Source organism: Aeromonas sp. SE22, from assembly GCF_038739755.1.
In the GTDB taxonomy this organism is placed as follows: Bacteria; Pseudomonadota; Gammaproteobacteria; order Enterobacterales; family Aeromonadaceae; genus Aeromonas; species Aeromonas jandaei.
This window is the reverse complement of the sequence record NZ_JBCGFD010000001.1, coordinates 81,082-105,248: the sequence shown is the minus strand read 5'-3', so window position 1 is coordinate 105,248 and position 24,167 is coordinate 81,082. Positions and strand designations below refer to the sequence as shown.

Sequence of the window (24,167 nt, the reverse complement as noted above, 5' to 3'; positions counted from 1 at the left end):
ATTCATCCCGCATCGCCGGGAGAGACAAGGGGAGCCAGGCTCCCCTTTTTCATATCTGGAGAGGCCCTGCCGTTATGTCACTGCGCATCTTCTATCACCCCCTCTACTCTGCCCTGGCCCTGCCGGAGCGTCATCGCTTCCCGCTGGCCAAGTATCAAGCGCTGTTTGAGCAGCTGGGCAGCCTCGGCTATCCACTGGCAGAGGCCGAGCCCGCCAGCCGCGCACAGATAGAGAGCGTGCATGATGCGGCTTATGTTGAGGCGGCCCTCGCCGGCACCCTCGATGCGAGCGCCATCCGCCAGCTTGGTTTTCCCTGGTCTCCCTTGCTGATTGAACGCACCCTGCGCTCGGTGGGTGCCACCATTGCCGCCAGCCGTCACGCCCTGGAGCAGGGTTGCGGCCTGCAGATCTCCGGCGGTTATCACCACGCCCACCGGAATGTTGGCAGCGGTTTTTGCCTGTTCAACGATCTGGTGATTGCCGCGCAGGCTTGCCTCGACGAGAGGCGCTGTGAACAGGTGCTGATCGTCGACCTCGATGTCCATCAAGGGGATGGTAGCGCAGCCCTGTGCCAAGGGCGGCGCGACATCATTACCCTCTCCCTGCACGGGGAGCACAACTTTCCCCGTCACAAACCAGCCTCCCACATGGATTTCCCTCTGCCTAGCGGCATGCAGGACGATGCCTACCTCACCACGCTGGCAGAGGCGCTCAACCTGGCGCTGCGCCTCTACGCTCCCGACCTAATCCTCTATCAGGCCGGCGTGGACGTACACCGGGGCGACGAGCTTGGCTATCTTGCCTTGAGCGATGAGGGGGTACGCCAGCGCGATGCCATGGTCTTTGAGTGCGCCCGGCAGCACGGCTTGCCTATTGCGGCGGTGCCAGGCGGCGGTTACCGGCGCGACTGGCAGCAGTTGATCCCGCTGCATATGTCCCTGTTTGAAGAGGCAAAAAAGCGTTACGGTTAGCCGTTAATCTCTGATAACTGCCGTTGCAGACAACAAGGCGGCTCAAGGGCCGCCTCTGCGTTATATCGCGCCTCATTGCGCCGTCTTTATCCCTTCTCGGGAAGCGAGGATAGCGCCCTGCAACTGGCATCCATTCAGGCGTGGGCCACCGGCGTCGGGTGTTTCCCCATGGGGCGCAGCAGCATCAGCAGATAGATAAGCGACACGCCGGCGATCATGATGAAGAGCAAGTTGTCCGAAAGGTGCTGCATCAGGAGCGCAGTATAGGCTGGGCCGAGCAGGCTGCCGATGGTATAGCTCAGCAGCAGCGCCTGATTCATGGCAACCAGCTGATGGTGTTCGACCTTCTCGCAGGCCCAAGCCATGGCTACCGGATAAAGAGTAAAACCGGCAGCGCCCAAGATAAACAGGGCCGGCCCCATCGCCACGCCGCCGAGCATGGCTGCGCAACCCAGGATCACCACCAGCACCTGCACCCGCAATACCGGCAGACGCCCGAAGCGATCCGCCAGACGGCCGACCGGCCACTGCCCCAGGATACCGGCACTAACCATCACCGCCATCCAGTAGCCGATCTCCCCATCGCTCACCCCCTGATGATTGAGGTAGAGCGGCATCAGACCATAGAGCGACCCTAGCACGATGCCGGAGATGATGCAGCCATCGACCCCGAGCCGCGCCTGCCGCAGCCGCAGCATCGGCCAGACCCGGGTCGTTCCCTGTGCTTCGCTGTGCTCACTGACGATGCGGGTGAACAACAGCGGCAGAATCGCCGCCAATACCAGTCCGGTCGCCCAGGGCAGCACGTCCATCAGGCCGGTCGGCAGCTTGCTGACCAGCAGCTGCCCAAGCACGGTTCCCAGGTAGTAGACCATCATGTAGGCGGCCAGCAGTCGCCCCCGATTGTGCGCGTTGCCGCTGCACATCAGCGCGCTCTCCACCACCACCCAGATCATGGCGCAGCCGATGCCGGAAATGAATCGCCAGGCGAGCCAGCTCCAGAAACCGAGGGTGATACCGAGCCCGACACAACCTGCGGCAAAGACAACAGAGGAGAGGTAGTAGCTGCGGTTAAAGCCAAAGCGCTTGATCAGGGTGCCCGCCAGCAGGGTTCCCAGCAGGTTGCCGCTGAAATAGGAGGAGCCGACCATGCCTACCTGCCAGGTCGGCAGATTGTCATGGGCCAGCCAGAGCGGCACCAGAGTATTGAGCACCGCGATGGAGAGGGTCAGCAGCAACAGGCCACAGAGCAGTAACAGCACTGGCCGGGTGTATGTGGTCATGGGTAGAACCGTGAGGAGAGTCAAAATGCGAGCGCATCATGCCACTGCCAAATCCATTGTCAATCGGCGCTGTAACCAAGTTGCAAGGTTTTGTTGCACGCAGTGATTGCTGCGAGATATGCCCCCATTTTACACCAGCGGTATCCTTTTGATTAACGAGAAATTTGGCCATAAAACCGGGATATGGCCAGTTGAAAATCATCCCTTCGCGCTACCTTGGCTCGCTTTGGCGGCCATAAACAGAAGAGGCGGCCCCGTGGGCCGCCTCTTCTTTAATACCGAGCTAAATGCCGGTTAACGCTGACGCTTCTTGGCGTACTTGCGACGGGCCCGCGCCTGGCGCTCCTCTTCCCGCTCCGCCTTCTCTTTGGCCTTCTGCTCGGCCTCGGCATCAGCTTCCACGATTTCTACGCTCACCATCTCCGGGGTCTCCAGCGAGATGCGGCCCAACATCCCCGAGCGGAATTCGTTGACCAGGATCTCGGAGGCCTTGTGCAGATCCGCCAGCCCGCCCTTGCGCATGAAGCCGCGTTGGCGGGCGATCAGATCCAGCAGCTCGATCTCGGTCTCGGGCAGCTCTTCAATCTGATAGCGCGCCTTGATCCGCTCCGGATACGCCTTGAGGAAGTAATCGGCGGCGAACATGGCGATGTCCGCATAGTCATAGACGGTATCCTTGATAGCCGCCGTGATGGCCAGCCGATAACCGCAGGAGGGCGGGTTGAGCTTGGGCCACAAAAAGCCCGGGGTATCGGTCAGGATGACGTGGTTGTCGAGCTTGATCCGCTGCTGGGACTTGGTTACCCCCGCCTCGTTGCCGGTGCGGGCGATGATGCGTCCGGCCAGGGTGTTGATCAGGGTCGATTTGCCCACGTTGGGAATACCCATGATCATGGCGCGCACGCCGCGCAGCTCCAGATTGCGCTCCGGCAGCATCTCGTGACAGAGGGTCAGCAGTTGCTTGATCTTCTCGGGCTCCTGCTGGGTAAGGGGCAACGCCTTGATCCCCTTCTCCTTTTCCATGTGGGCCACCCACAGCTCGGTGATCTCGGGGTCGGCGAGATCCGCCTTGTTGAGCACCTTGATCACCGGAGTATCGCCGCGCAGCTCGGGCACCAGCGGGTTTTCGCTGGAGAAGGGGATGCGGGCGTCGAGCATTTCGATGATGACATCGACCTGGGGCATGACCTCGGCAATCTCTTTGCGGGCCTTGTGCATGTGACCGGGGAACCAGTTGATGGACATATCCGTTACTCTCATCTAGGGACTGCGGGCGCGGGCTTGCAATGAAGCGAGCGGCGAGCGGTGGTGGACGCAGGGCGTCGCAAGGGGGCGCATTTTACCTGCACCCGCCCCGATTTGACAGGCCATTCTAGCCCGCAGGTCCTAAACCGGCCAGATTTCCTCCCGTTTGTCAGCCTTGTCAGGCTGCGCTGCAGAGTCCGATTATTGATAGATAAGTGATTGATACAACATCACATTCAGATATCACTTTCACCGGATTGTCATTCACTCTCACTAAAAGTGTCATCTGCGACCTCTAGGCTGCGCTCAGGTTTTACAAGGAGCGAACCTCGATGAAAAAAATGGCAGGTGTTGCAGTGATGATGGGGGCCGCACTGGTCGCCGGCTGCAACTCAGAGAACAACTCACAGGAGAACAAACCCGGCTCTGGCGCCCGGAACGTGATCTTCTTCCTCGGCGACGGCATGGGGCTCAACACCCTGACCGCCGCCCGCATCTACGGCGTTGGTGAAGAGGGCAGCCTCACCATCGATACCCTGCCGGAGACGGCCTTCATCAAGACCTTCTCTCACGACTCTCAGGTAACCGACTCGGCCCCCTCCATGTCCGCCTACATGACCGGGGTCAAGAGCAACAACGGCGTCATCAGCATGGACAGCGACGCCACTCAGGAGAGCAACTGCAGCAAGAGCGCCGGCAAGCCGGCCACCACCTTGCTGGAGCTGGCCAAGGCCGCCGGCCGCGGTACCGGCGTGGTCACCACCACCCGGGTGACTCACGCCACCCCGGCAGCCACCTATGCCCACCTCTGCAACCGGGATCTGGAAGCCGACATCGCCGCCCAGCTGGTGCCCGGCGGTGCCGGTTACAACAGCGCCCTTAAAGGGGGGGTAGACGTGGTGCTCGGCGGCGGCAGCAGCTTCTTCTTGCCCAAGGCCGACAAAGGCAAGCGCGAGGATGGCCGCAACCTCATCTCCGAGATGAAGGCCAAAGGCTACCAGTTTGCCAGCAATCTGGACGAGCTGAACAAGGCCGAGGCGGGCAAGCCGCTACTGGGGCTGTTTGGCGCAAGCCACATGAAATATGACCTGGATCGCCCCGCCAACGAGCCCTCCCTGGCCCAGATGACCCTGGCCGCCATCAAGCAGCTCAAAGAGAAGAAGCAGGGTTACTTCCTGATGGTTGAAGGGGGCCGCATCGACCACGCGCTGCATGACACCAACGCCAAGCGTGCGCTGCAGGACACCCTCGCCTTCGACAACGCCATCAAGGCGACCCTCGACGAGGTGAAGAAAACCGATCCCGAGCTGAAAAACACCCTGATCGTGGTCACCGCCGACCATGACCACACCCTGGTACTCAACGGCTACGCCAAGCGTACCGGCAAGACCACCGCCGACAACCCCGGCGTGCTCGGGCTGGTGAAGAACTACGAAACCGGCGAGCCGAGCAAGGATGCCGACGGCATGCCCTACACCATCATCGGCTTTGGCAACGGCTACAACCGAGTGGACGGGCCGCGCAGCAGCGTGGCACCGCTGGATGACGCCACCGTCTCCGCCAACGACTATCACCAGGAGGTAGTGGTCAAGGTGGGTGAAATCGGCAACGAGACCCACGGCGGCACCGACGTCTTCCTCGGCGCCATCGGTCGGGGAGCGGATAGCTTCCACGGCTCACTCGACAACACCGCCGTGTTCGGCAAGGTCAAGGCTGCGGCCGGGCTGTAAGGAGCATTCCCATGAAAAGAGCCATCAACCAATCCATGAAGCAGAATCTGCATAAAACCCTGGTCAGCACGGCCCTGCTGGCCGCCCTCGGCGGCGCGGCCCAGGCACAGGCCGCCGATGCCAAGAACGTCATCCTCTTTATCGGTGACGGCATGGGCCCCACCGTGCTCACTGCTACCCGTCTCTACAAGGTGGGGGAAGAGGGCAATCTGGAGATGATGAAGCTGGCCCGCAGCGCCCGCATCAAGACCTTCTCCAACGATGCCCAGACCACCGACTCGGCTCCCTCCATGGCGGCCTACACCACCGGGGTCAAGATGAACAACGAGGTGATCGCCATGAGCAGCGACACCAAAGCCGTCGCCCCCGGCAAGGACGCCAACGGCAACAAGGGCATCAACAACTGCGCCAGCGACAACGGCAAGCCGGTGCCCACCATTCTCGAGCTGGCCAAGGCCGCGGGCAAGTCGGTGGGGGCCGTCACCACCACCGAGCTGACCCATGCCACCCCGGCGGCCACCTACTCCCACATCTGCCATCGGGATGCCGCCTACGCCATCGCCGCACAGGCGGTACCGGGCGGCGCCGGCTTCAACACAGCCTTGGGGAACGGGGTCGATGTGCTGATGGGGGGCGGCGCCAACCACTGGACGCCCTACAACAGTACCAGCAACAAGGGCGGCCGTGCCGACGGGCGGGATCTCACCGCCGAGATGACCGCTCAGGGCTATCGCTACGTCACCACTCGCACTGACCTTGCCAAGGTCGAGAGCGGCAAGCTCATCGGCCTGTTCAGCGCCAAATCCCACCTCGACTACGAGCTGGATCGGGTCGCCAAGGGGGCGGCCAATACCCAGCCGTCGCTCTCCGAGATGACCGCCAAGGCGATCGATCTGCTGAGCCAGAACAGTCAGGGCTACTTCCTGATGGTGGAAGGGGGCCGGATCGATCACGCCCTGCATGGCACCAATGCCAAGCGCTCGCTCACCGACGCGGTGGCACTGGACGACGCGGTCAAAACGGCGCTCGGCAAAGTGGATTTGAAAGATACCCTGATCGTGGTCACCGCCGACCATGACCACACCATGACCATCAACGGTTACTCCGCCAAGGGCAACAAGGTGCTGGATCTGGTCAAAAATGGCGACGGCTCGACCCAGAACGACGTGGATGGCAAGCCGTTCACCACACTGGTGTTCGGCAACGGCCCCAACCGTCCCAACGTGCGTCCCACTCTCACCAGCGATCAGGTGATGGCGGACGACTACCTGCAAGAGACCGGGGTCAAGCTCGGCTCCGAGACCCACGGCGGCGGCGATGTAATGCTGTTTGCCGACGGCGCCGGCAGCAGCCGCTTCAAGGGGACGCTGGACAACACCCGGGTGTTCGGCAAGCTGAAGGAGGCGCTCGGCCTGTAGACGACAAGGCCCGGCATCGCGCCGGGCCCAGCTCGTTCGAGCGATAATCCATATGCGACTGTTACTTCCGTTGTGGCTGCTCGCCAGCAGCCTCTCATTTCCCCTCCTTGCCGATGAAGTCCCCGATCTGGCCGCCCGCATCCGCTATCAGGACCGGGTGACCAGCAGCGACGGCATCAGCAAGGAGAGCCAGTGGCAGGAGAAGTGGCTGCGGGTTGGCGATCAGGTGTGGAGCCAGCGGCTCATCCCGCTACCCCTTGCCCGTTCCTATCACGCTACCCACGATGCCACCCCGGGCCACAAGCACTTTACCCACCAGATGGCGGCGCGCTGGGTGACCCGCGACCAGCAGGGGATGCTGCAACTGCGCTACGCCGACAGCTGGCACAGCCAGCTGGTGGAGGTACCGGAGGAGGAGTACGGTCAGGTGGCTTTCAAACCCGACTGGCCGCGGATCCGCCACCTCATCAACCCGGCCCTGTTGCAGGAGATGACCCCCCTCGATGAGACGGCCCCCGAACAGGCGCACTGGTATGAAAAACGCGAGGGCAACCAGCGTACCCGTATCCTCTGGTCGAGTCGCTGGCAGCTGCCGCTGGTGGTGGAGTCGGCGAGCCTCGACGGCTATCGCAGCTACCGGATGGAGGTGACCCTAAAAACGCTGCCCAAGAATTTGCCCTGGCAGCAGCTGGAGGGGTATCAGACGCTCGATCTGCGGGACTTCTTCGATTGAGATGAGGCTCCATAGCGGGCTGACTTGTCTCTGCGGGATGTTACACTCTGTGTACTCATCCCGGATCAGGTCTGCCATGCGTCTCCCCTTGCTCCTGCTGCTCTGCACCTCGCTACTGCCTGCCTTTCACGCCCGGGCCATGGTGGTGGTCGCGGCTGAAATTCCCCCTTACGTGATCCGCTCTCATCAGGGCGCCCCGAGCGGCATGGCCATCGAGGTGCTGGAGGAGGCGGCCCGTCGCCTCAAGGAGCCGCTGACCATCGAGCTGATGCCGCTGGCTCGCGCCCTCAGCCAAACCCAGCACCGGCAGGATGTGCTGCTGGTGCCGCCGGTGAGAAGCCCCCAGCGCGAGCCGCTGTTTCTCTGGATTGCCCCCTTGCTGGACGAGGCCTTCGTGCTGGTGACTCATCGTCAGCACCATCCCCAACCGCTGACAACCGGCGATCTGCCCGGCCTCACCATCGGCGTAATGCGCAGCTCCTATGGCCAGAGCCTGCTGCTCCCGTTCAAACGGATCAAACAGGAAGAGGTGGCCGAAGAGGTCAACAACGCCAGCAAGCTGGCGCGGGGCCGCATTCAGGGCTGGGCGGTGGCCTGGAACTGCGCCCGCTACAACCAGTTGCAGGCAGGCTTGCCGCTGGCGGATCTGGTGCGCGGTGAAACGTTGAAACAGGCTGAGCTCTACCTGGCGGCCAGCCCCCATTTTCCAGCCAAAGAGGCAACACGCTGGCGCGACACCATCGCCGCCATGCGCGATGACGGCAGTCTGGCCCGCATCATCAAGCAGTACGATTACCAGGCACCCTGACAAACTTGTCAGGATAATTGCCAAAGCCGTTCAGAATGGTTATGGTAGCCCCATGAAAAGATTCACTATTTCCTCTCACAAGCTCACACCCTGCTGAGCCCCCGCCTCGCTCCTTCGGCCGCGAGTCGCTTGGGGGCATGGCACTTTCTCGATCTCTCGACACCCTTGTGATGGCCAGCCTGCGTGAGTGGGCTTGGCCCTGTAAGCTATTGATAAGGATTATCTTATGAAACAACCGCATCTCGTTATCTCCAGCCTTGATCTGGATCGGATTGAACAACTGCTCGGCAACCATCCCCAGCACCTTGCCCTGCAAGAGGAGCTGGATCGCGCCGAAATCCGCGAGCCGGCCGATATGCCGCCCGATGTCGTCACCATGAACAGCAAGGTACGCTTCAAGATGCAGAGCAGCGGCAACGAGTTCTGCCTCACCCTGGTCTACCCGCGCGATGCCAAGGGTGACGAGAGCAACATCTCGGTACTGGCACCGGTGGGCAGCGCCCTGCTCGGTCTGAAAGTGGGCGACAGCATCGCCTGGCCCGGCCCGGCCGGTCGCACCATCGAGGTGGAGATCCTTGAAGTGGTCTATCAGCCGGAGCGTGCCGGCGAGCTGCACCGCTGAACCCGGTTGCGGGCAGGCCAACCCGGGAGGCCAGCCCGCACAGCCTGATCCCGATCAAGCTTCCCCTGCTTATCGGGTCGATTTTCCCCCTATTCCCCCCCGCCCCTTGAGCCTGACTCGGGGGGCAGGTATCTTGTTGGCCGCGTCATGGTCATGACGCACCGAATTTCAGGCTGACATCATGATAAACATTGCCCTCATCGACGATCACCAGATCGTCCGTTCCGGTTTTGCCCAACTGCTCAATCTGGAGCCCGACCTGCAGGTGGTCGCCGAATTTGGCTCCGCCAGCGAGGCGCTGGCCGGCCTGCCCGGCAGTGGCGCCCGCGTCTGCGTCTGCGACATCTCGATGCCCGACCAGTCGGGGCTGGATCTGCTCAAGCAGCTCCCCTCCGGTCTGGCAGTGGTGATGCTCTCGGTACACGACAGCCCCGCCCTCATCGAGCAGGCGCTGCAAACCGGTGCCAAGGGATTTCTCTCCAAACGCTGCAGCCCGGACGAGCTGATCGCCGCGGTACGCACCGCCGCGCTCGGCGGTTGCTACCTCACCCCCGACATCGCCCAGAAGCTGGCCAGCAGCAGCCGGGATCCCCTCACCAATCGGGAGCGGGAGATTGCCCAGTTGCTGGCGCAGGGGCTGGAGGTGAAGAGCATCGCCGAGCAGCTTGGCCTCTCCCCCAAGACGGTGCATGTGCACCGCGCCAACCTGATGGACAAGCTCAAGGTCAGCAACAACGTCGAGCTGGCCCACCGCATGCTGGATAGCTGGTGATCCACCGTCTTGCCAGCTATGTCGCCATCACGCTGGCGGCCTGCTTCATCTTTGCCGCCGGCTGGTTTTGCCTGTGGAGCATCAGCCTGCATCTGGCGGGCGGCCCGGCACTGGCGGTACTGCTGTTCCCCTTCGGCCTGCGCCTCGGCTTGCTGCTGCAAAGTCCCGGTCGCTACTGGCTGCCGCTGCTGCTCTGTGAAGGGGGACTGCTCTACTGGATCAATCTGGAGGTTGGACTGCCCCACTGGCAGTGGTTGCTGATCGGCAGCCTGCTCACCCTGCTGCCGCTGCTGATTGCCCGCCGCCAGCCAGTGCGCAACGACTGGCAGCAACTGCTGTTGCTGCTCGCCACCGTCTCGGTGGCAGCCCTGCTGCAATCCCTGCTCTGGCATCTGGCGGGAGAAGATGGCCTCTCGGCCCTGCTGCTCACCCTCACCGGCGGGCTCACCCTCACCTCCACCTGCATGCTGATCTGGCACTACCTAACCCGCGCCACCTGGGTTCCGCTCGGCCCTGCACTGGTGGATCAGCCGGTAGACTGGCGCTTTCGCCATCTGGTCTGGTATCTGCTGTTGTTCGTGCTGAGCCTCTGGCTGCAACTGGGGCTGCCCAACTCGCTGGTGCGCTTTACCCCGTTTTGTCTGGCCATCCCCATCATCGCCATGGCGTGGCGCTACGGCTGGCAGGGGGCGCTGCTCGCCACCCTGATGAACACCATCGCCCTGCTGGCGAGCCAGGCCTGGCACGATCACCCCCTCGATCTGCTGCTCTCCCTGCTGGCCCAGAGCCTTACCGGCTTGCTGCTCGGTGCAGGCATCCAGCGCCAGCGCGAGCTCAATCAGGCGCTGACCCGCCAGCTTGCCCACAATCGCCAACTCACCGAGCGACTGCTGGAGACCGAGGAGAGCATCCGCAAGGAGGTGGCGCGCGAACTGCACGACGACATCGGCCAGACCATCACAGCCATTCGTACCCAAGCCGGGATCGTTCGCCGCCTCGCCCCCGACAATGCGGGGGTGGGTCAGAGCAGCGCCCTGATCGATACCCTCTCCCTTGGCATCTACGACGCGGTGCGCGGTCTGCTCGGTCGCCTGCGCCCGCGCCAGCTCGACGACATGACTCTGGAGCAGGCGGTGCGGGCTCTGCTCAGAGAGCTGGAGCTGGAGCGCCACGGCATCGTCACCCGGCTGGAGTGGCGGCTGGCGGACAGCGATCTCTCCGATGCCCAGCGGGTTACCCTGTTTCGGGTCTGTCAGGAGGGGCTCAACAACGTGGTCAAACATGCCAACGCCCACTCGGTGACAATCCGGACGCACCACGCTGAAGAACAGCTGCAGCTGGTGCTGGAGGATGATGGTCGCGGCTTGCCGCAAAGCCGCGCGGCGCAGGGCTATGGTCTGCTCGGTATTCGCGAGCGGGTGCAGGCGCTGGGAGGCACCTTGCAGCTCTCCTGTGTCCACGGCACCCAGTTGACGGTCAACCTCCCCTGCCGCAAACGGGAGGAGAGCCATGAGTAACCTCGCCCTTCAACAGGGAGAAGCCCCATGCTGAGCTTTATGAGAAGCGCGCCGGCTCAACCGCCGATCCGCGAGCAGGCCGAGATCGACGCCACCTATCGTCACTGGCGGTTGCATCTGCTGCTCACCATGTATCTGGGCTATGCGGTCTTCTACTTCACCCGCAAGAGTTTCAACTTCGCCATGCCGGACATGCTGGCGAGCGGCATGCTGGACAAGTCAGACATCGGCATGCTCTGGACCCTGTTCTACATCACCTACGGCTGCTCCAAGTTCTTCTCCGGCATTATCAGCGACCGCGCCAATCCGCGCTATTTCATGGGGATCGGGCTGATGGCCACCGGCGTCATCAATATCCTGTTCGGCCTCTCATCCGCTCTCTGGATGTTTGCCGCCCTCTGGGTGGCCAACGCCTTCTTTCAGGGCTGGGGTTGGCCACCCTGCTCCAAGCTGCTCACCAGCTGGTATTCGCGCAGTGAGCGGGGTGTCTGGTGGTCGGCCTGGAACACAGCCCACAACGCCGGCGGGGCGCTCATCCCCCTTATCGTCAGCACCCTGGCCCTGCAGCATGGCTGGCGCTACGGCATGATAGTGCCCGGCCTTATCGCCATTGCAGCCGGTCTGCTGCTCTGCTGGCGGCTGCGGGATACCCCGGCAGCCATGGGACTGCCGTCGGTGGGCGAGTGGTGCAAGGATGCGATGGAGCTGGCCCAGCAGACTCAGGATGCGGGGCTCTCCCATCGCCAGATCCTGCGCAAATATGTGCTCGGTAACCCCTATATCTGGCTGCTGGCCTGCTGTTACGTGCTGGTCTATGTGGTGCGCACCGCCATCAACGACTGGGGCAACCTCTACATGACCGAGCAGCGCGGCTTCAATCTGATGAGCGCTAACTCGGCCATCTCCATGTTCGAGGTGGGGGGCTTTATCGGTGCCCTGGTGGCGGGCTGGGGATCGGACAAGCTGTTCAACGGCAACCGTGGCCCGATGAACCTCATCTTTGCGGTGGGGATCCTGCTGGCGGTGGGATCGCTCTGGCTGATGCCCTTCTTCAGCTATGTGATGCAGGCGGCCTGCTTCTTCACCATCGGCTTTTTCGTGTTTGGCCCCCAGATGCTGATCGGCATGGCGGCGGCGGAGTGCTCCCACAAAAACTCGGCGGGAGCGGCAACCGGCTTTGTCGGCCTGTTTGCCTACATGGGGGCGGCGCTGTCGGGCTATCCGCTGGCCAAGGTAATGGAGATCTGGCACTGGAACGGCTTTTTCGTGGTGATCTCGGTGGCGGCGGGCGTCTCGGCCCTGCTGCTGCTCCCCTTCCTCAAGGCACAGGCACCGCGCCCCCAACCTGCCGACACTATGTGATATCGGACTGAGCAGAAGTTACGCCTCCCGACCAGCCTGACAGACCCGGTTCTTGCCCTGCCGCTTGGCGCAATAGAGCGCATGGTCGGCCTGAGTGAACAGAGGATCAAAGTGCCACTCCCCGTGCCAGTGGGAGAGCCCCATGCTGACCGTGATGGAGAGGCCGCCCATGTTGCGGTTTGCGACCGCCTCCAGCAATCCCTCGCAGCGCTGCAGCGCCAGCACACCGGGCTGCGAGAAGAGCAGCACAAACTCCTCGCCACCGAAACGGCTGCACACCAAATCGGGCTGGCTACCCAGATAGGCGCCGAGCTCGGCCAGTACCCGATCACCCACCTCGTGGCCATACTGGTCATTGATCTGCTTGAAATCATCGATGTCGAGTACGGCCAGCGCGCCGCCGTCACCCAACTTCTGCTGCTTCAGCTGCTCCATAAAGCCGCGCCGGTTGAGCAGGCCGGTGAGAGGGTCGTGGCTCGCCTGCTGGTGCAGCGCCAGCGCCCGGTACTGGGTACAGAGCAGCAGCACCCCGAAAGTGGAGAGATAGCTCCCCATCAGCATGGAGAGGAAGGGCAACACATTGACCCCGCTCTTATCCATCAGCATCTGCACGTTGTCCTGCCACAGGAACCAGAGCCGCATCAGGTAGAAGGCGTAGAGCAGGATGTTGACCACGGTAAAGACCATCACCGCCGGCAAATAGTCGGGGTAGCCGTGACGCCAGACCAGATAGACGATCACCGCCCCCAGCACCATGTAGCTCAGGCAGGCCAGCATCACCCGGGACTCCATCCCCCCCTTCACAATGCACCAGCTCAGGATCAGCAGATAGACCAGCATGAAGAGCACACCGGCACGCCAGTTCGGGGGCTGGCCGAAAAAGCGCTGCAGCGCCAGCGGCATCAGCGCAATGCAGAGCGTGATCAGGGTGTTGGCCAGCCAGATGCCGGATGGGCTGGGGAAAAATGCCTGCAACGAGAAGAGCGTCTGGGCCACCAGCGCACAGAGTGCAGACCACCACCAGTAACCGATACCGGGGATCTCCCTGTGGGTAGACCAGATGATGGAGAGAGTGATAAAGCCAAGACTGTAGCCACCCAGCGCCATCAGCATCAGGGTAAAAACGTCCAGTTTCAGCAGCAGTGAGAGCGCCATACAAGAACCAGTTTCAGAAGGTAACTGAGTATATGAGAAGCGTTTGCCAAGACCCAGAGGGGACTGACTATTTTCACAATAAAAACATATTGTTTACTGTCTCTTTGGCCTGCTTTCCCTGTCGGGATCGCACCACCGCAGGTACAGAAAAAGTCAGAGTACAAAACAAGTCACAAGCGAACCCCATCATATGTAACAAAAGGTATTGAACACAATTTGGGCTTGAACCGGCCACGTTAGATAGATATGTTGTTTTCGTGTGATTTTATGAGTGAAGCGGTGAGCAAAAAGCGTCTCTAACCTATTGAGTATTCTGACACAATTGGTTTTTGGTACATTTTTCGCTCAATTTCGATTCATAGCATCCCATATGGGGCTTTCCCCCGACCCAAGACATTCATCCTGTCTTGCCTGTTGCCGGATGCAGCAGTCTCTTGTGCCACGGAGTCGCACGGGATCAGGTTCAAGGCCGAACACAACATCGACAGAGACGTCACCCATGATCAAAAAACTGATTCTTTCTACCCTGCTCTTCTGCGGGCTGGCGACCGCCGCCCCCGCCACTACCCCCACCTCAACCCTGGATGCCGTGCTGGAGCGCGGTGTGCTGCGGGTTGGCTTCGACGCCGGCTATCAACCTTTCGAGATGACCAACAAACAGGGCCAGTACATCGGCTTTGACGTCGATCTCGCCAAGATGGTCGCCAAGGAGATGGGCGTGAAGGTCGAGTTCGTCAACACCGCGTGGGACGGCATCATTCCCGCGCTCCTGACCAACAAGTTCGACGTCATCATGGGCGGCATGACCGTCACTCCGCAGCGCAACCTGCGGGTCAACTTTGCCGATCCCTACATCGTGGTCGGCCAGACCATCGTTGTGCGCAAAGACAAGGCTGCCGAGATCAAATCCTTCACCGACCTCAACGACCCGAAATACAAGATTGCGGTCAAGCTCGGCACCACCGGCGAGCAGGCGGTCAAGCGCCTCATCCCGAAAGCCACCCTGCTGCAGTTTGAAACCCAGGATGACGCCAAGCTGGAAGTGATCAACGGCAAGGTCGATGCCTTCGTCTACGACCTGCCCTACAACGCCATCTTCGCCTCCCAGAACAAGGGGGCCGTGGTACACCTCGACAAGCCGTTCACCTTCGAGCCGCTGGCCTGGGCCATCCGCAAAGGGGATCAGGACACCCTCAACTGGTTCAACAACTACCTGCGCCAAATCAAGGGCGATGGCAGCTACGACCGCCTCTACAAGAAGTGGTTCGAATCCAACGCCTGGCTGAGTCAGCTCAAATAACCTCAAAAGGGGGCGCCTTGCCGCCCCCTCTCGCAACACCCCACACAATAACGAGAAGAGGTTGTGACTGTGCACACACCCAAACCGACAAGACAGATGGAAAAACAGCCCAACCCGCTGCTTTGGCACGGCGTCTTTTTGCTGATGCTGCTGGTGGCCGTGTTTGGCATCTACAAGGCGGTGCAATCCGTTGACTACACCTGGCGTTGGGAACGCATTCCCCAGTACATCGCCTATCAGGCCGAACAGAAGAATTACGCCGAGTTTGACGGCACCGTGGTGGCCGGCACCACGGCCACAGAGAAAGGCAAACTGTTCCTGCAAAACGATCTCGACCCCAACCAGCGCCAGCCCATCGCGACCAGCGGTGTGCAGGTCAGCGAAGGGGATACCGTCTTTCGTGGCGATGCCCTCGATATCCAGCTGAGCTGGACCGCCGGCCCCATCGCCTGGGGCGTCTGGATGACCATCAAGCTCTCGCTGGTGGCGGGCATCTTCGCCATTTTGCTCGGCACCCTGGCCGGGCTGGCCCGACTATCCCCCAACCCGGCCCTGCGCAATCTGGCCGTCACCTATGTGGAGCTCATTCGCGGCACCCCGCTGCTGGTGCAGATCTTCATCGTCTACTTCTTTATCGGCACCGTGCTGAACCTCGATCGCTTCACAGCCGGAGTCGCGGCACTGGCCGTCTTTACTGGTGCCTATGTGGCGGAGATCGTCCGCGCCGGCATCAGCTCCATTCACAAGGGGCAGATGGAGGCGGGTCGCAGTCTGGGCCTCACCTCGGCCCAGACCATGCGCTACGTCATCCTGCCGCAGGCGTTCAAGCGGGTACTGCCGCCACTGGCGGGGCAGTTCATCAACCTGATCAAGGACTCCTCGCTGGTGTCGGTCATCTCCATCACCGATCTGACCAAGGCGGGACGCGAGGTGGTCAGCTCTACCTTCAGCCCGTTCGAGGTTTGGTTCACCGTGGCGCTGCTCTATCTGGTGCTGACCGGTACTCTCTCCTTTCTGGTGCGCCGTCTCGAGGTGAAATATGCGAAAAGCAACTGATCCCATCATCAAGGCGACCGGTGTAGAGAAGTTCTACGGCAGTGAAGTGCATGCCCTGAAAAACGTCACCACCGAGGTCGCCGAAGGGGAAGTGGTCGTGATCGTCGGCCCCAGCGGCTCCGGCAAGTCCACCTTTCTGCGCACCCTCAACCAGCTGGAGACCATCAACGATGGCGATATCGTGGTGGACGGCATCTGCCTGACCCAGCCGGGCGATGTCAACAAGCTGCGGGAAGAGGTGGGCATGGTGTTCCAGTCCTTCAACCTCTTTCCCCACCTGACGGTGCTGGAGAACATCTGCCTCGCCCCGCAAAAGGTGCGCAAACTGCCCCGCAAGGAGGCCGAAGATCGCGCCAAGGCCCTGTTGCTGAAAGTGGGGCTTTCGGCCAAGGCGGGCAGCTACCCCTCCCAGCTCTCCGGTGGTCAACAGCAGCGGGTGGCCATCGCCCGGGCGCTCGCCATGCAGCCGCGCATCATGCTCTTCGACGAGCCCACTAGCGCGCTCGATCCCGAGATGGTGGGCGAAGTGCTGGATGTCATGAAGGGTCTCGCCCGCGAAGGGATGACCATGGTGGTGGTGACCCACGAGATGGGCTTTGCCCGGGAAGTGGCAGATCGGGTGCTCTTTATGGAGAGCGGCGAACTGCTGGTGGATGAGAAGCCAACGGAGTTTTTCGACAATCCCCCCTCCCCGCGCCTGCGCCAGTTCCTGAGCCAGGTGCTGTAAACGCAGACCCACAACCAGTTAAAAGGGCCAGTCAAAAAAGAGAGAGGAACCATGGTTCCTCTCTCTTTTTCTTGGCGGATCGGATGACACAACACTACTCGCTGCTGAAGCCGCTCCCGCGGTTACCGGCTCAGCGCGGGGACTTTCCCAGATAGCGCTCGACGATGGGCTTGATCCCGTCGCGCTTTTTGAGCTGATAGAGCCCCTTGTCAAACTGCTCGATAAAGCTCTCCTTGTAGGGAAAATCCCCCTTACGACTGTAACCGAGAAAACCCTGCTCCCGGCTGAGCACGGGCCCCTGTTTGAGCAACGAGATATCGGTCACCGCCAGCTGCTCCCCCTTGATCATGGCGAGCAGTTCATAGAGCAGAGAGAGGCGATCGTTGATGGTGCAATCCACCCGCCCCCGCACAATCTTGAGCAGGTTCTCCCGGTTGCTCTTCACCTCCTCCACATCGATTTTCTTCTCCTTCACCGCCTGCCAAAAGGCATCGCCGCCGACGGCAAAACCGGCGTTCATGCCAAAGCGCAAACCTTGATAGTCGAGCGGAAACCTTGCCTGCGGGGTATTGGCAGCCACACTGGCGCCGCACATCACTACCAGCTCTTCATCAAGCAGCGGCTGGGAGTAGGGCCAGATATAGGGGCGAGTATCGGGCATATAGTAGGGAGGGAAAATGGCAAATGCGCTGCCCTGCTCCACCATGCTCAGACCGCGGCGCCATGGCATCGGTTTGAGCACCACCTCATAGTCGGGCATGGTGGAAGTCACCTCACGGATGATATCGGCATAGATCCCCCGCACCTCTTTGCCCTCCTGCCAGGAGTAGGGGGGATAGCTGGCATCCGCCACTATCTCCACCCGGGTTTTAGCCTGTGCCAGCAGGCAGAATCCCAGCAACAGATAAACATAGACACGCATCGCCCTATCCTCTGACGCTCAATCTGCATCAAGCATAGTCAGCGGCCACCCTCCATCGGATTGAATTGCGGCGTCACTGCAAACCCACCAGAGCCATTGGGCAAGAGGCTAGAAAATGTTAATGAAATATTGCGTTCATCCTTTATGCTGGAGAGCAATTGCTCTGAATGGATACCTGCTCATGGATGTGCAACTGATCCTGCTCTACCTCTCTCCCCTCTTTCTGGTGTTTATCGGCTGGGAGATGGCCTATCTGCGCAAACATGGCGCAGCTTTTCCAACCGCCACCTACCAGTGGAAAGACCTGCTGGCCAACGCCGCGCTGGCCCTGATGCATCAGGGGGGCGATGCGCTGGCAGCCATCGCCATCGCTTATCTGTATGACACCCTCTGGGGCTGGCGACTGTTCGATATCGAGCTGAACTTCTGGAGCGTATTGCTGCTCTTCCTGCTGCAGGATCTCTGTTACTGGCTGTTCCACTTCACCAGCCACCATGTGCGCTGGCTGTGGGCTTCCCACGTGGTACATCACAGCTCGGAGCGGCTCAACCTCTCCACCGCCTTTCGCCAGAGCCTGATGTATCCCATCTCCGGCATGTGGCTGTTCTGGATCCCGATGATTGTCATCGGCTTCCCGCCCGAGGCGGTAGTGGCCACCGTGCTGCTCAGCCTGGGTTTTCAGTTTTTCGTCCACACCCAGGTGGTGGGCAAACTCGGCTGGCTGGAGTGGATCTTCAACACCCCCTCCCACCACAGGGTGCACCACGCCAGCAACGCCAAATACATAGATCGCAACTTTGCCGGCGTGCTGATTATCTGGGATCGACTGTTCGGCACCTTTGTCGAGGAAGATCCGGCCGAGCCGTGCCGCTTTGGCATCACCAAGCCGATCCACAGCTTCAACCCCCTCACCCTCACCTTCCACGAGTGGCGCGACATGCTGCGTGACGCCCGTGGTCTGCCATGGCGACAAAAACTCGCCGTGCTGTTTGGCAAACCGGCCGGGCCTGCCAGCCGCTGAGCCTTCACCCCGAATAGCAACTCCCGAATAGCAAGCCCCTGATAACCAGTCCCTGATAACAAAAAGAGCGCCACGGTGGCGCTCTCTTTTATGGTCAGTCACCTCTTCGGTGTCAGAGATGGGCGAACGACCAGACGGCGGGGATCAGGCTCAGCAAGGTCACGCCGGCCAACAGCCGCTCGCGGCCACTCAGGCAAAGACCTGCGCCCAGCTGACGACGGCTGTAGAGAAACAACAGCAAGCCCGGCCCGTAGAGCAACAGCGACAGCAGCAGATACTCCACCCCGGCGGCATAGAGCAGCCAGAAGCCGTAACCGCTCGCCACCAGAGCCACCGCCTGCATCAGGCTTCGGCCATGCCCGATTTCCCCCTTCCTGCTGAACGAGAGCTTGAGCAAGAACAGGCCTATCAGCAGGTAGGGCACCAGGATCATCGAGGTGGAGATAAGCAGCAGACTGGTGTAGCCCTTGCCGAGCAGCCACACCAGCAGCAGGCATGTCTGCACCGTCAGGCTGGTGAGCCAGAGCGATGCAATGGGAGTGCCGTTGCGGTTCTGGCGCCGGAAGATGGCAGGAAACGCGCCGTGGCGGGCCGCGCTGAAGGGCACCTCGGCCGAGAACAGCGTCCAGCTCACATAGGAGGCGAGCACCGAGACGATAAGACCGACACTGATGAGCAACTTGCCCCAGGAGCCGGTCATCTGGGCCATCAACCCAGCCATGGAGGGGTTGGGCAGCGCAGCTAACTCAGGCCGGCTCAATATCCCCAGCGCCAGCACCGAGATAAGCACATAGAGCAGCAGCGCCAGCACCACGCCGAGCACGGTGGCCGTGCCCACATCCCGCCGGTTTCTGGCGCGGGCCGACAACACCGCCGCCCCCTCGATGCCGGTAAAAACCCAGAGGGTAATCAACATGGTGTTGCGCACCTGCTCGGAGACCGGCACCGCCAGGGTGCTGCCCTGCTGATCCGCCGCGAAGGTGACCGGGTCGAACCAGTAGCAAGCGAACAGGATAAACAGCAGCAGCGGCAGGCTCTTGGCCAGAGTCGCCACCAGATTGAACAGCGCCGCCTGCTGCACGCCACGGGCCACCAGCAGGTGTACAGCCCAGAGGATGCAGGACTCGCCGACAAACGCCGCCAGAGTATTGCCGTCACCAAACCAGATCTGCTCGGGGGTATCGATAAAACTGCCCAGCGCCGCAAAGGCGATGACCAGATAGCCCACCACACCGATGGTGGCGCAGAGCCAATAACCCCAGGCGGAGAAGAAGCCCACCAGATCGCCGAAACCGGCGCGAGCATAGCTGTAGATGCCGCCGTCGAGATCCGGCCTTAACCGCGACAGGTAAAGGAAGCTCATGGCGAGCGCCACTATGCCCACCCCCGTCACCCCCCAGCCGATCAGCACGGCGCGCGCGCCGGCCACCTCGGCCATGTTCTGGGGCAGGCTGAAGATCCCCGCCCCCACCATGGAGCTGAACACCAGCGCGGTGAGAGACCAGAGCCCAATCTTGTTCTCTTTCATGGAGGCTCCTTAGCGCAACCGGCTGCTCAGCGCCTGAATATGCTCGGGGCCGATACCGCAGCAACCGCCGACAAGATTCGCCCCGGCCGCACGCCAGCGTTCGGCCCAGCCAAGGTAATCCAGCGGCCCCAGGTCGCTGCGGATCTCGTCCAGCCCGTCGTTGGCGGTGGCCTCTTTAGGTTGCGGCGGGAAGGCGTTGGCATAGGCACCGAGGCGAATGTCGATGCGACCCAGCGCCTGCAATCGGGTGCGGGCAACCTCGAGGGCTCCCTCGATCACCTCGGGCTGACAGCAGTTGAACAGGATGGCGTCCACTCCGGCCGCCACCAGCGCGCTAACCGCATCAGCCACCCGCTCGCCGGAGCGCAGTCGCGGCTCGTTGCCCGGCGCCTCATCTTCCAGGGTGAAGGAGACCCAGAACGGCTTGCCATCGTCAGGCAACAGCGCTTTCAGGGCCAGTGGTTCGGCAATCAGGCTCATGGTCTCGGCCAGCCAGATATCCACATGAGGGGATAGCGCCCGGATAAGCGGGATAGCCAGCTCGCTCACCTTGTCCGCCTTGAACAGATCGGCACGGTAAGAGCCAAACAGCGGAGGTAGGGAACCCGCCACCTGCACGCAGCCCTTCTGCTCGTCAGCCACCTCGCGGGCCAGTTGCCCAGCCAGCGCCGCCAACCCCTCACCGTCGGCAAAGAAACGCTCATCGCCGATATGAAACGGCACCAGCGCATAGCTGTTGGTGGTGATGACCCGGGCACCGCTCGCCACGTAGGCCCGATGCACCTCGCGCACCGTCTCTGGCGCCTCCATCAAGGCCAGCGCCGACCACTCCGGCTGACGAAACGGGGCCCCTCGCCGTGCCAGCTCGCGCCCCATGCCCCCATCCAGCACCCACAATTCCCTGGTTTCCATCTGTCGTGTCTCTTTGTTATTTGCGTATGTGTCTTGCTGAACTGCGGTTTCACGCAGAATCGCAGCAGATCGTCCGGCTTCATCCGGGTGAAGTGCTCGACGATATGGCCATAAAAACATATAGATGTTTAGACGTCCAAAACAAGATAAAACAAAGTGCCACTGACGGCAATCCGTCGCAGCAGAAATCAGCATGCACACGGCGAGACAAACGCAGAAATGCAAAAGGCCACCCGAAGGTGGCCTTTGTGGCGATATGGTGAGCTGGCCGCTTAATGTCCGGCCAGTACCCGCTTGATCTGTTTCACCCAGTCGGATACCCGACCATCCTGCGGCAAGCGGCGCCAGATCTGCTCCCACTGGGCAGGGCTGAGCGGGCGGCCCAGACGACGTTGCACACCGGCATAGAGGTAGTCGTGCGCCGTGGTGGTGGCATGGGCAGAGGTGAGGAATTTGTAGACCGGATCGGTCAGCCGCACATCTCGCATACCAAGCAGCGGATAGTCATTCTTCACCGCCGCCAGCATGGTTTCACGCATGGCCGACTCGATGTAGCCACGGGCAAACAGGGCGGTCACCGACTCCAGCGATCCCTGCTCCGGCCCGTGATACTCCTCGTCAAACACCGGGCTGGGCTCAGCCACAGCGCTCTGCACCACCGCATCGGGATCCGGCTGCGGCACAACCACGGCGGGCTTTGGCGCCACCGGTTTGGCAGTAACGCTTGCCTTGCGCGGTGCACTCTGGCTACAGGCGCCGAGTGCCAGAGCGAGCGCCACACAGGCGATCGCACGGGAATGAGACTGCATTTTCATGACTCCTGAAAGCTCCTTTTACGCATCCTGAGCAAGCTTGTCGGTAACGACGGCGGGTTCAATCCGGGTGACCAGCAGCTGATCGATCTTGTAGCTGTCGATATCCACCACTTCGAACTTGTAACCCGCATATTTGACCGAATCGGTCCGTTTGGGGATCTTGCGCAGCATGTACATGATAAAGCCGGCGATGGTCTCGTAGTTCTGATCGTCAGGGAACTCTTCAATATCGAAGGCACGCATCACGTCGGAGATAGGGGTGACCCCGTCCACCAGCCAGGAGCTCTCGTCCCGCTGCACAATCTGCTCTTCCACCACGTGGGTAGCCCACTCGCCCATGACGGTACTCATCAGGTCGTTCATGGTGACGATACCCACCACCAGCGCGTACTCGTTCATCACCACGGCAAAGTCGCCTCTGTGGTTCTTGAAGTACTCCATCGCCTCGTAGAGGTTGAGGGTATCGGGAATGATGATGACATTCTGCACCAGCGAGCCGCTGTTGAGATCGATGCTCTGGCCACCGATGACGCGGATCAGCAGCTCTTTGGCATCGACAAAGCCCTTGATGCTGTCAAGGTTGTGGTCACAGACCAGAAACTTGTTGTGCGGGTGCTCGGCGATCTTGGCCTTGATGCTCTCCTCATCCTCTTGCAGGGTGAAGTAGATGAGGCTTTCGCGCGCGGTCATGGCGGAGGTCACACCAAGGGACTGCAGCTCGAACACGTTCTCGATGAGCTGATGCTCCTCACGCTGGATGACCCCCGCTTCGGCACCGGCATCCATCACTGCATAGATATCATCCGAGGTGATCTCGTCGTTGCGCACGGTGGAGACCCGCATCAGACGGAACAGGGCGTTGGCCAGTCCGTTGAAGATCCACACCAGCGGCATCAGCACGGTGACAAAGAAGAGCATGGGACGCACCACCACCACGGCGATCTGCTCGGGCATGATCATGGCGAGGCGCTTGGGCATCAGGTCGGCGATCAGGATAAACATACCGGTGACGAACACGAAGGATGCACCGGAGCTGATTTCGCCAAGCCAGGGGCCCTGATAGAACTCGGAGACGATCCCCTTGATGGCGGGGTTGAGGGCAGACTCACCCAGGATACCGCCCAGAATGGCAACGGTATTGAGGCCAATCTGCACCACGGTAAAGAAATTGCCCGGCTGGGCCTGCAGTGCCAGCACCTTTTCGGCCTGACGATTGCCTTCGTCAGCCATCACCTGCAATTTGATTTTGCGGGAGGCCGCGAGGGAGATCTCGGAGAGGGAGAAGAACACACTGCCGCCAACCAGCAGCATCAGAAAGAACAAACTATCGGCAAAACTCATGATTAACCTAATTGCTACGCCCGCCTTAGCACAAGACGGCAAACTGGGCCCGGGAGACCGGACCGTGAGTCCATCCGGGACTCACACAGGGGGAGTATTCTATCAGAAAACAGCCAGTTGGGGGCTTTATCTTACTCCGACCAGTTATGCAACAAAAAAGGCGCCTGACGCGCCTTTTTATTCACTTTCCGATTAGCCCTTGCCCAGCAGGGTGCCCAGATCATCCGCCTTGGTGTGGCGCACGTCCTTGCCCTTGACGTAGTAGACGATGTACTCGCAGATGTGCTGGCAGCGATCGCCAACCCGCTCGATGGCCCGCGCCGCCCACAGCACGTTGAGCACCTGCGGTATGGTGCGGGGATCTTCCATCATGTAGGTCATCAGCTCGCGGATGATGGACTCGTACTCCCGATCCACCTTGTCATCTTCCTTGTAGACCGCCAGTGCAGCGTCCAAATCCATGCGGGCGAAGGCATCGAGCACGTCGTGCAGCATCTTGATGGTACGGCGGCCCATGTTCTCCAACGACACCAGCGGCGGCTGCGGCTTGTTGGCGTTGTCGGTCAGCATGCGGGCGATCTTGTCCGCCACATCGCCAATGCGCTCCAGATCGGTGATGGTCTTGATGATGGCCATCACCAGTCGCAGGTCGGAGGCGGTCGGCTGGCGCTTGGCGATGATACGGGTGCACTCCTCGTCGATCGCCACTTCCATGGCGTTGACCTTGTGGTCATTGGCCACAATCTTGCGCGCCGCTTCCAGATCCTGATCGTGGATCGCCGCGATGGCGTCGGTGAGCTGCTGCTCTACCATGCCACCCATCACCAGCACCTGGTTGCGCACACTCTCGAGCTCGGCATTGAACTGACCGGAGATATGTTTATTGAGGTTCATATTGTCCATACAAATAGTCCTTGATGCTCCGATTA

The 24,167-nt window shown here is 61.1% G+C and carries 22 protein-coding genes; 13 read left to right on the top strand and 9 right to left on the bottom strand.

The window, feature by feature from the left end; all coding sequences use genetic code 11:
- Positions 1-74: 74 nt before the first annotated feature.
- Positions 75-971: a histone deacetylase family protein gene (locus tag AAHA39_RS00465; RefSeq protein ID WP_320655866.1), complete on the top strand. Its 897-nt coding sequence runs from the start codon at positions 75-77 to the stop codon at positions 969-971.
- Positions 972-1,105: 134 nt separating this feature from the next.
- Here AAHA39_RS00465 and AAHA39_RS00460 read toward each other — a convergent pair whose 3' ends face one another.
- Both AAHA39_RS00460 and ylqF read right to left on the bottom strand, forming a co-directional pair.
- A complete protein-coding gene (locus AAHA39_RS00460) occupies positions 1,106-2,254 on the bottom strand; it encodes an MFS transporter (RefSeq protein WP_320655867.1) in 1,149 nt (382 codons plus the stop codon).
- 294 nt (positions 2,255-2,548) lie between these two features.
- The gene (gene ylqF, locus AAHA39_RS00455; protein WP_033114400.1) at positions 2,549-3,499 is read right to left on the bottom strand and encodes a ribosome biogenesis GTPase YlqF; all 951 of its coding nucleotides are present in this window, start codon (positions 3,497-3,499) and stop codon (positions 2,549-2,551) included.
- Between the two features lie 332 nt (positions 3,500-3,831).
- Between ylqF and AAHA39_RS00450 the strand changes: the two genes are divergently transcribed.
- From AAHA39_RS00450 to uhpC, 8 genes are all read left to right on the top strand, one after another.
- Positions 3,832-5,229, top strand: coding sequence for an alkaline phosphatase (locus AAHA39_RS00450; protein ID WP_320655868.1), 1,398 nt, complete (start codon positions 3,832-3,834; stop codon positions 5,227-5,229).
- Between the two features lie 11 nt (positions 5,230-5,240).
- Positions 5,241-6,647: an alkaline phosphatase gene (locus AAHA39_RS00445; RefSeq protein ID WP_407707129.1), complete on the top strand. Its 1,407-nt coding sequence runs from the start codon at positions 5,241-5,243 to the stop codon at positions 6,645-6,647.
- 52 nt (positions 6,648-6,699) lie between these two features.
- The gene (locus AAHA39_RS00440; protein WP_320655869.1) at positions 6,700-7,380 is read left to right on the top strand and encodes a hypothetical protein; all 681 of its coding nucleotides are present in this window, start codon (positions 6,700-6,702) and stop codon (positions 7,378-7,380) included.
- A gap of 37 nt (positions 7,381-7,417) precedes the next feature.
- Positions 7,418-8,188 carry a substrate-binding periplasmic protein gene (locus AAHA39_RS00435; protein WP_407707130.1) on the top strand — a complete coding sequence of 257 codons (771 nt, stop codon included), beginning with the start codon at positions 7,418-7,420 and terminating at the stop codon, positions 8,186-8,188.
- Between the two features lie 226 nt (positions 8,189-8,414).
- Positions 8,415-8,810: a nucleoside diphosphate kinase regulator gene (gene rnk / locus AAHA39_RS00430; protein ID WP_005334070.1), complete on the top strand. Its 396-nt coding sequence runs from the start codon at positions 8,415-8,417 to the stop codon at positions 8,808-8,810.
- Positions 8,811-8,991: 181 nt separating this feature from the next.
- The gene (gene uhpA, locus AAHA39_RS00425; RefSeq protein WP_033114395.1) at positions 8,992-9,582 is read left to right on the top strand and encodes a transcriptional regulator UhpA; all 591 of its coding nucleotides are present in this window, start codon (positions 8,992-8,994) and stop codon (positions 9,580-9,582) included.
- Entirely contained in the window at positions 9,579-11,099 is a 1,521-nt protein-coding gene (uhpB, locus tag AAHA39_RS00420) for a signal transduction histidine-protein kinase/phosphatase UhpB (protein ID WP_320655870.1), read from the top strand. The genes uhpA and uhpB overlap by 4 nt, the downstream gene beginning before the upstream one ends.
- Before the next feature lie 27 nt (positions 11,100-11,126).
- Positions 11,127-12,461 (top strand): MFS transporter, encoded by a 1,335-nt coding sequence (gene uhpC / locus AAHA39_RS00415; RefSeq protein ID WP_320655871.1) that lies wholly within the window; start codon positions 11,127-11,129, stop codon positions 12,459-12,461.
- 18 nt (positions 12,462-12,479) lie between these two features.
- Here uhpC and AAHA39_RS00410 read toward each other — a convergent pair whose 3' ends face one another.
- The gene (locus AAHA39_RS00410; RefSeq protein WP_320655872.1) at positions 12,480-13,616 is read right to left on the bottom strand and encodes a GGDEF domain-containing protein; all 1,137 of its coding nucleotides are present in this window, start codon (positions 13,614-13,616) and stop codon (positions 12,480-12,482) included.
- A 499-nt stretch (positions 13,617-14,115) separates the two neighbouring features.
- Here AAHA39_RS00410 and AAHA39_RS00405 point away from each other — a divergent pair, with 499 nt between their 5' ends.
- The 3 genes from AAHA39_RS00405 (at position 14,116) to AAHA39_RS00395 (ending at position 16,699) form a co-directional block, all read left to right on the top strand.
- Complete coding sequence (locus AAHA39_RS00405; protein WP_041209881.1) at positions 14,116-14,916, top strand: transporter substrate-binding domain-containing protein; 801 nt, start codon at positions 14,116-14,118, stop codon at positions 14,914-14,916.
- A gap of 96 nt (positions 14,917-15,012) precedes the next feature.
- Positions 15,013-15,972, top strand: coding sequence for an amino acid ABC transporter permease (locus tag AAHA39_RS00400; RefSeq protein ID WP_124242390.1), 960 nt, complete (start codon positions 15,013-15,015; stop codon positions 15,970-15,972).
- On the top strand, positions 15,956-16,699 hold the full coding sequence (locus AAHA39_RS00395; protein ID WP_043851973.1) for an amino acid ABC transporter ATP-binding protein: 744 nt from the start codon (positions 15,956-15,958) through the stop codon (positions 16,697-16,699). Before AAHA39_RS00400 ends, AAHA39_RS00395 begins: the two co-directional genes overlap by 17 nt.
- Before the next feature lie 130 nt (positions 16,700-16,829).
- Here the strand turns inward: AAHA39_RS00395 and AAHA39_RS00390 are convergent, their stop codons facing one another.
- A complete protein-coding gene (locus tag AAHA39_RS00390) occupies positions 16,830-17,621 on the bottom strand; it encodes a substrate-binding periplasmic protein (RefSeq protein ID WP_320655873.1) in 792 nt (263 codons plus the stop codon).
- A gap of 181 nt (positions 17,622-17,802) precedes the next feature.
- On the opposite strand from AAHA39_RS00390, the gene AAHA39_RS00385 reads away from it, so the two are divergent.
- Complete coding sequence (locus AAHA39_RS00385; protein WP_320655874.1) at positions 17,803-18,642, top strand: sterol desaturase family protein; 840 nt, start codon at positions 17,803-17,805, stop codon at positions 18,640-18,642.
- A 112-nt stretch (positions 18,643-18,754) separates the two neighbouring features.
- Here AAHA39_RS00385 and AAHA39_RS00380 read toward each other — a convergent pair whose 3' ends face one another.
- The 5 genes from AAHA39_RS00380 to phoU form a co-directional block, all read right to left on the bottom strand.
- Positions 18,755-20,170 carry a basic amino acid/polyamine antiporter gene (locus tag AAHA39_RS00380; RefSeq protein ID WP_320655875.1) on the bottom strand — a complete coding sequence of 472 codons (1,416 nt, stop codon included), beginning with the start codon at positions 20,168-20,170 and terminating at the stop codon, positions 18,755-18,757.
- Positions 20,171-20,179: 9 nt separating this feature from the next.
- Positions 20,180-21,082 carry a homocysteine S-methyltransferase family protein gene (locus AAHA39_RS00375; RefSeq protein ID WP_320655876.1) on the bottom strand — a complete coding sequence of 301 codons (903 nt, stop codon included), beginning with the start codon at positions 21,080-21,082 and terminating at the stop codon, positions 20,180-20,182.
- Positions 21,083-21,354: 272 nt separating this feature from the next.
- On the bottom strand, positions 21,355-21,897 hold the full coding sequence (locus AAHA39_RS00370) for a hypothetical protein (protein ID WP_320655877.1): 543 nt from the start codon (positions 21,895-21,897) through the stop codon (positions 21,355-21,357).
- Positions 21,898-21,915: 18 nt separating this feature from the next.
- Positions 21,916-23,238 (bottom strand): hemolysin family protein, encoded by a 1,323-nt coding sequence (locus AAHA39_RS00365; RefSeq protein WP_041209873.1) that lies wholly within the window; start codon positions 23,236-23,238, stop codon positions 21,916-21,918.
- A 192-nt stretch (positions 23,239-23,430) separates the two neighbouring features.
- Positions 23,431-24,141, bottom strand: a complete 711-nt coding sequence (gene phoU / locus AAHA39_RS00360; RefSeq protein WP_033114383.1) for a phosphate signaling complex protein PhoU — start codon at positions 24,139-24,141, stop codon at positions 23,431-23,433.
- Positions 24,142-24,167: the final 26 nt, after the last annotated feature.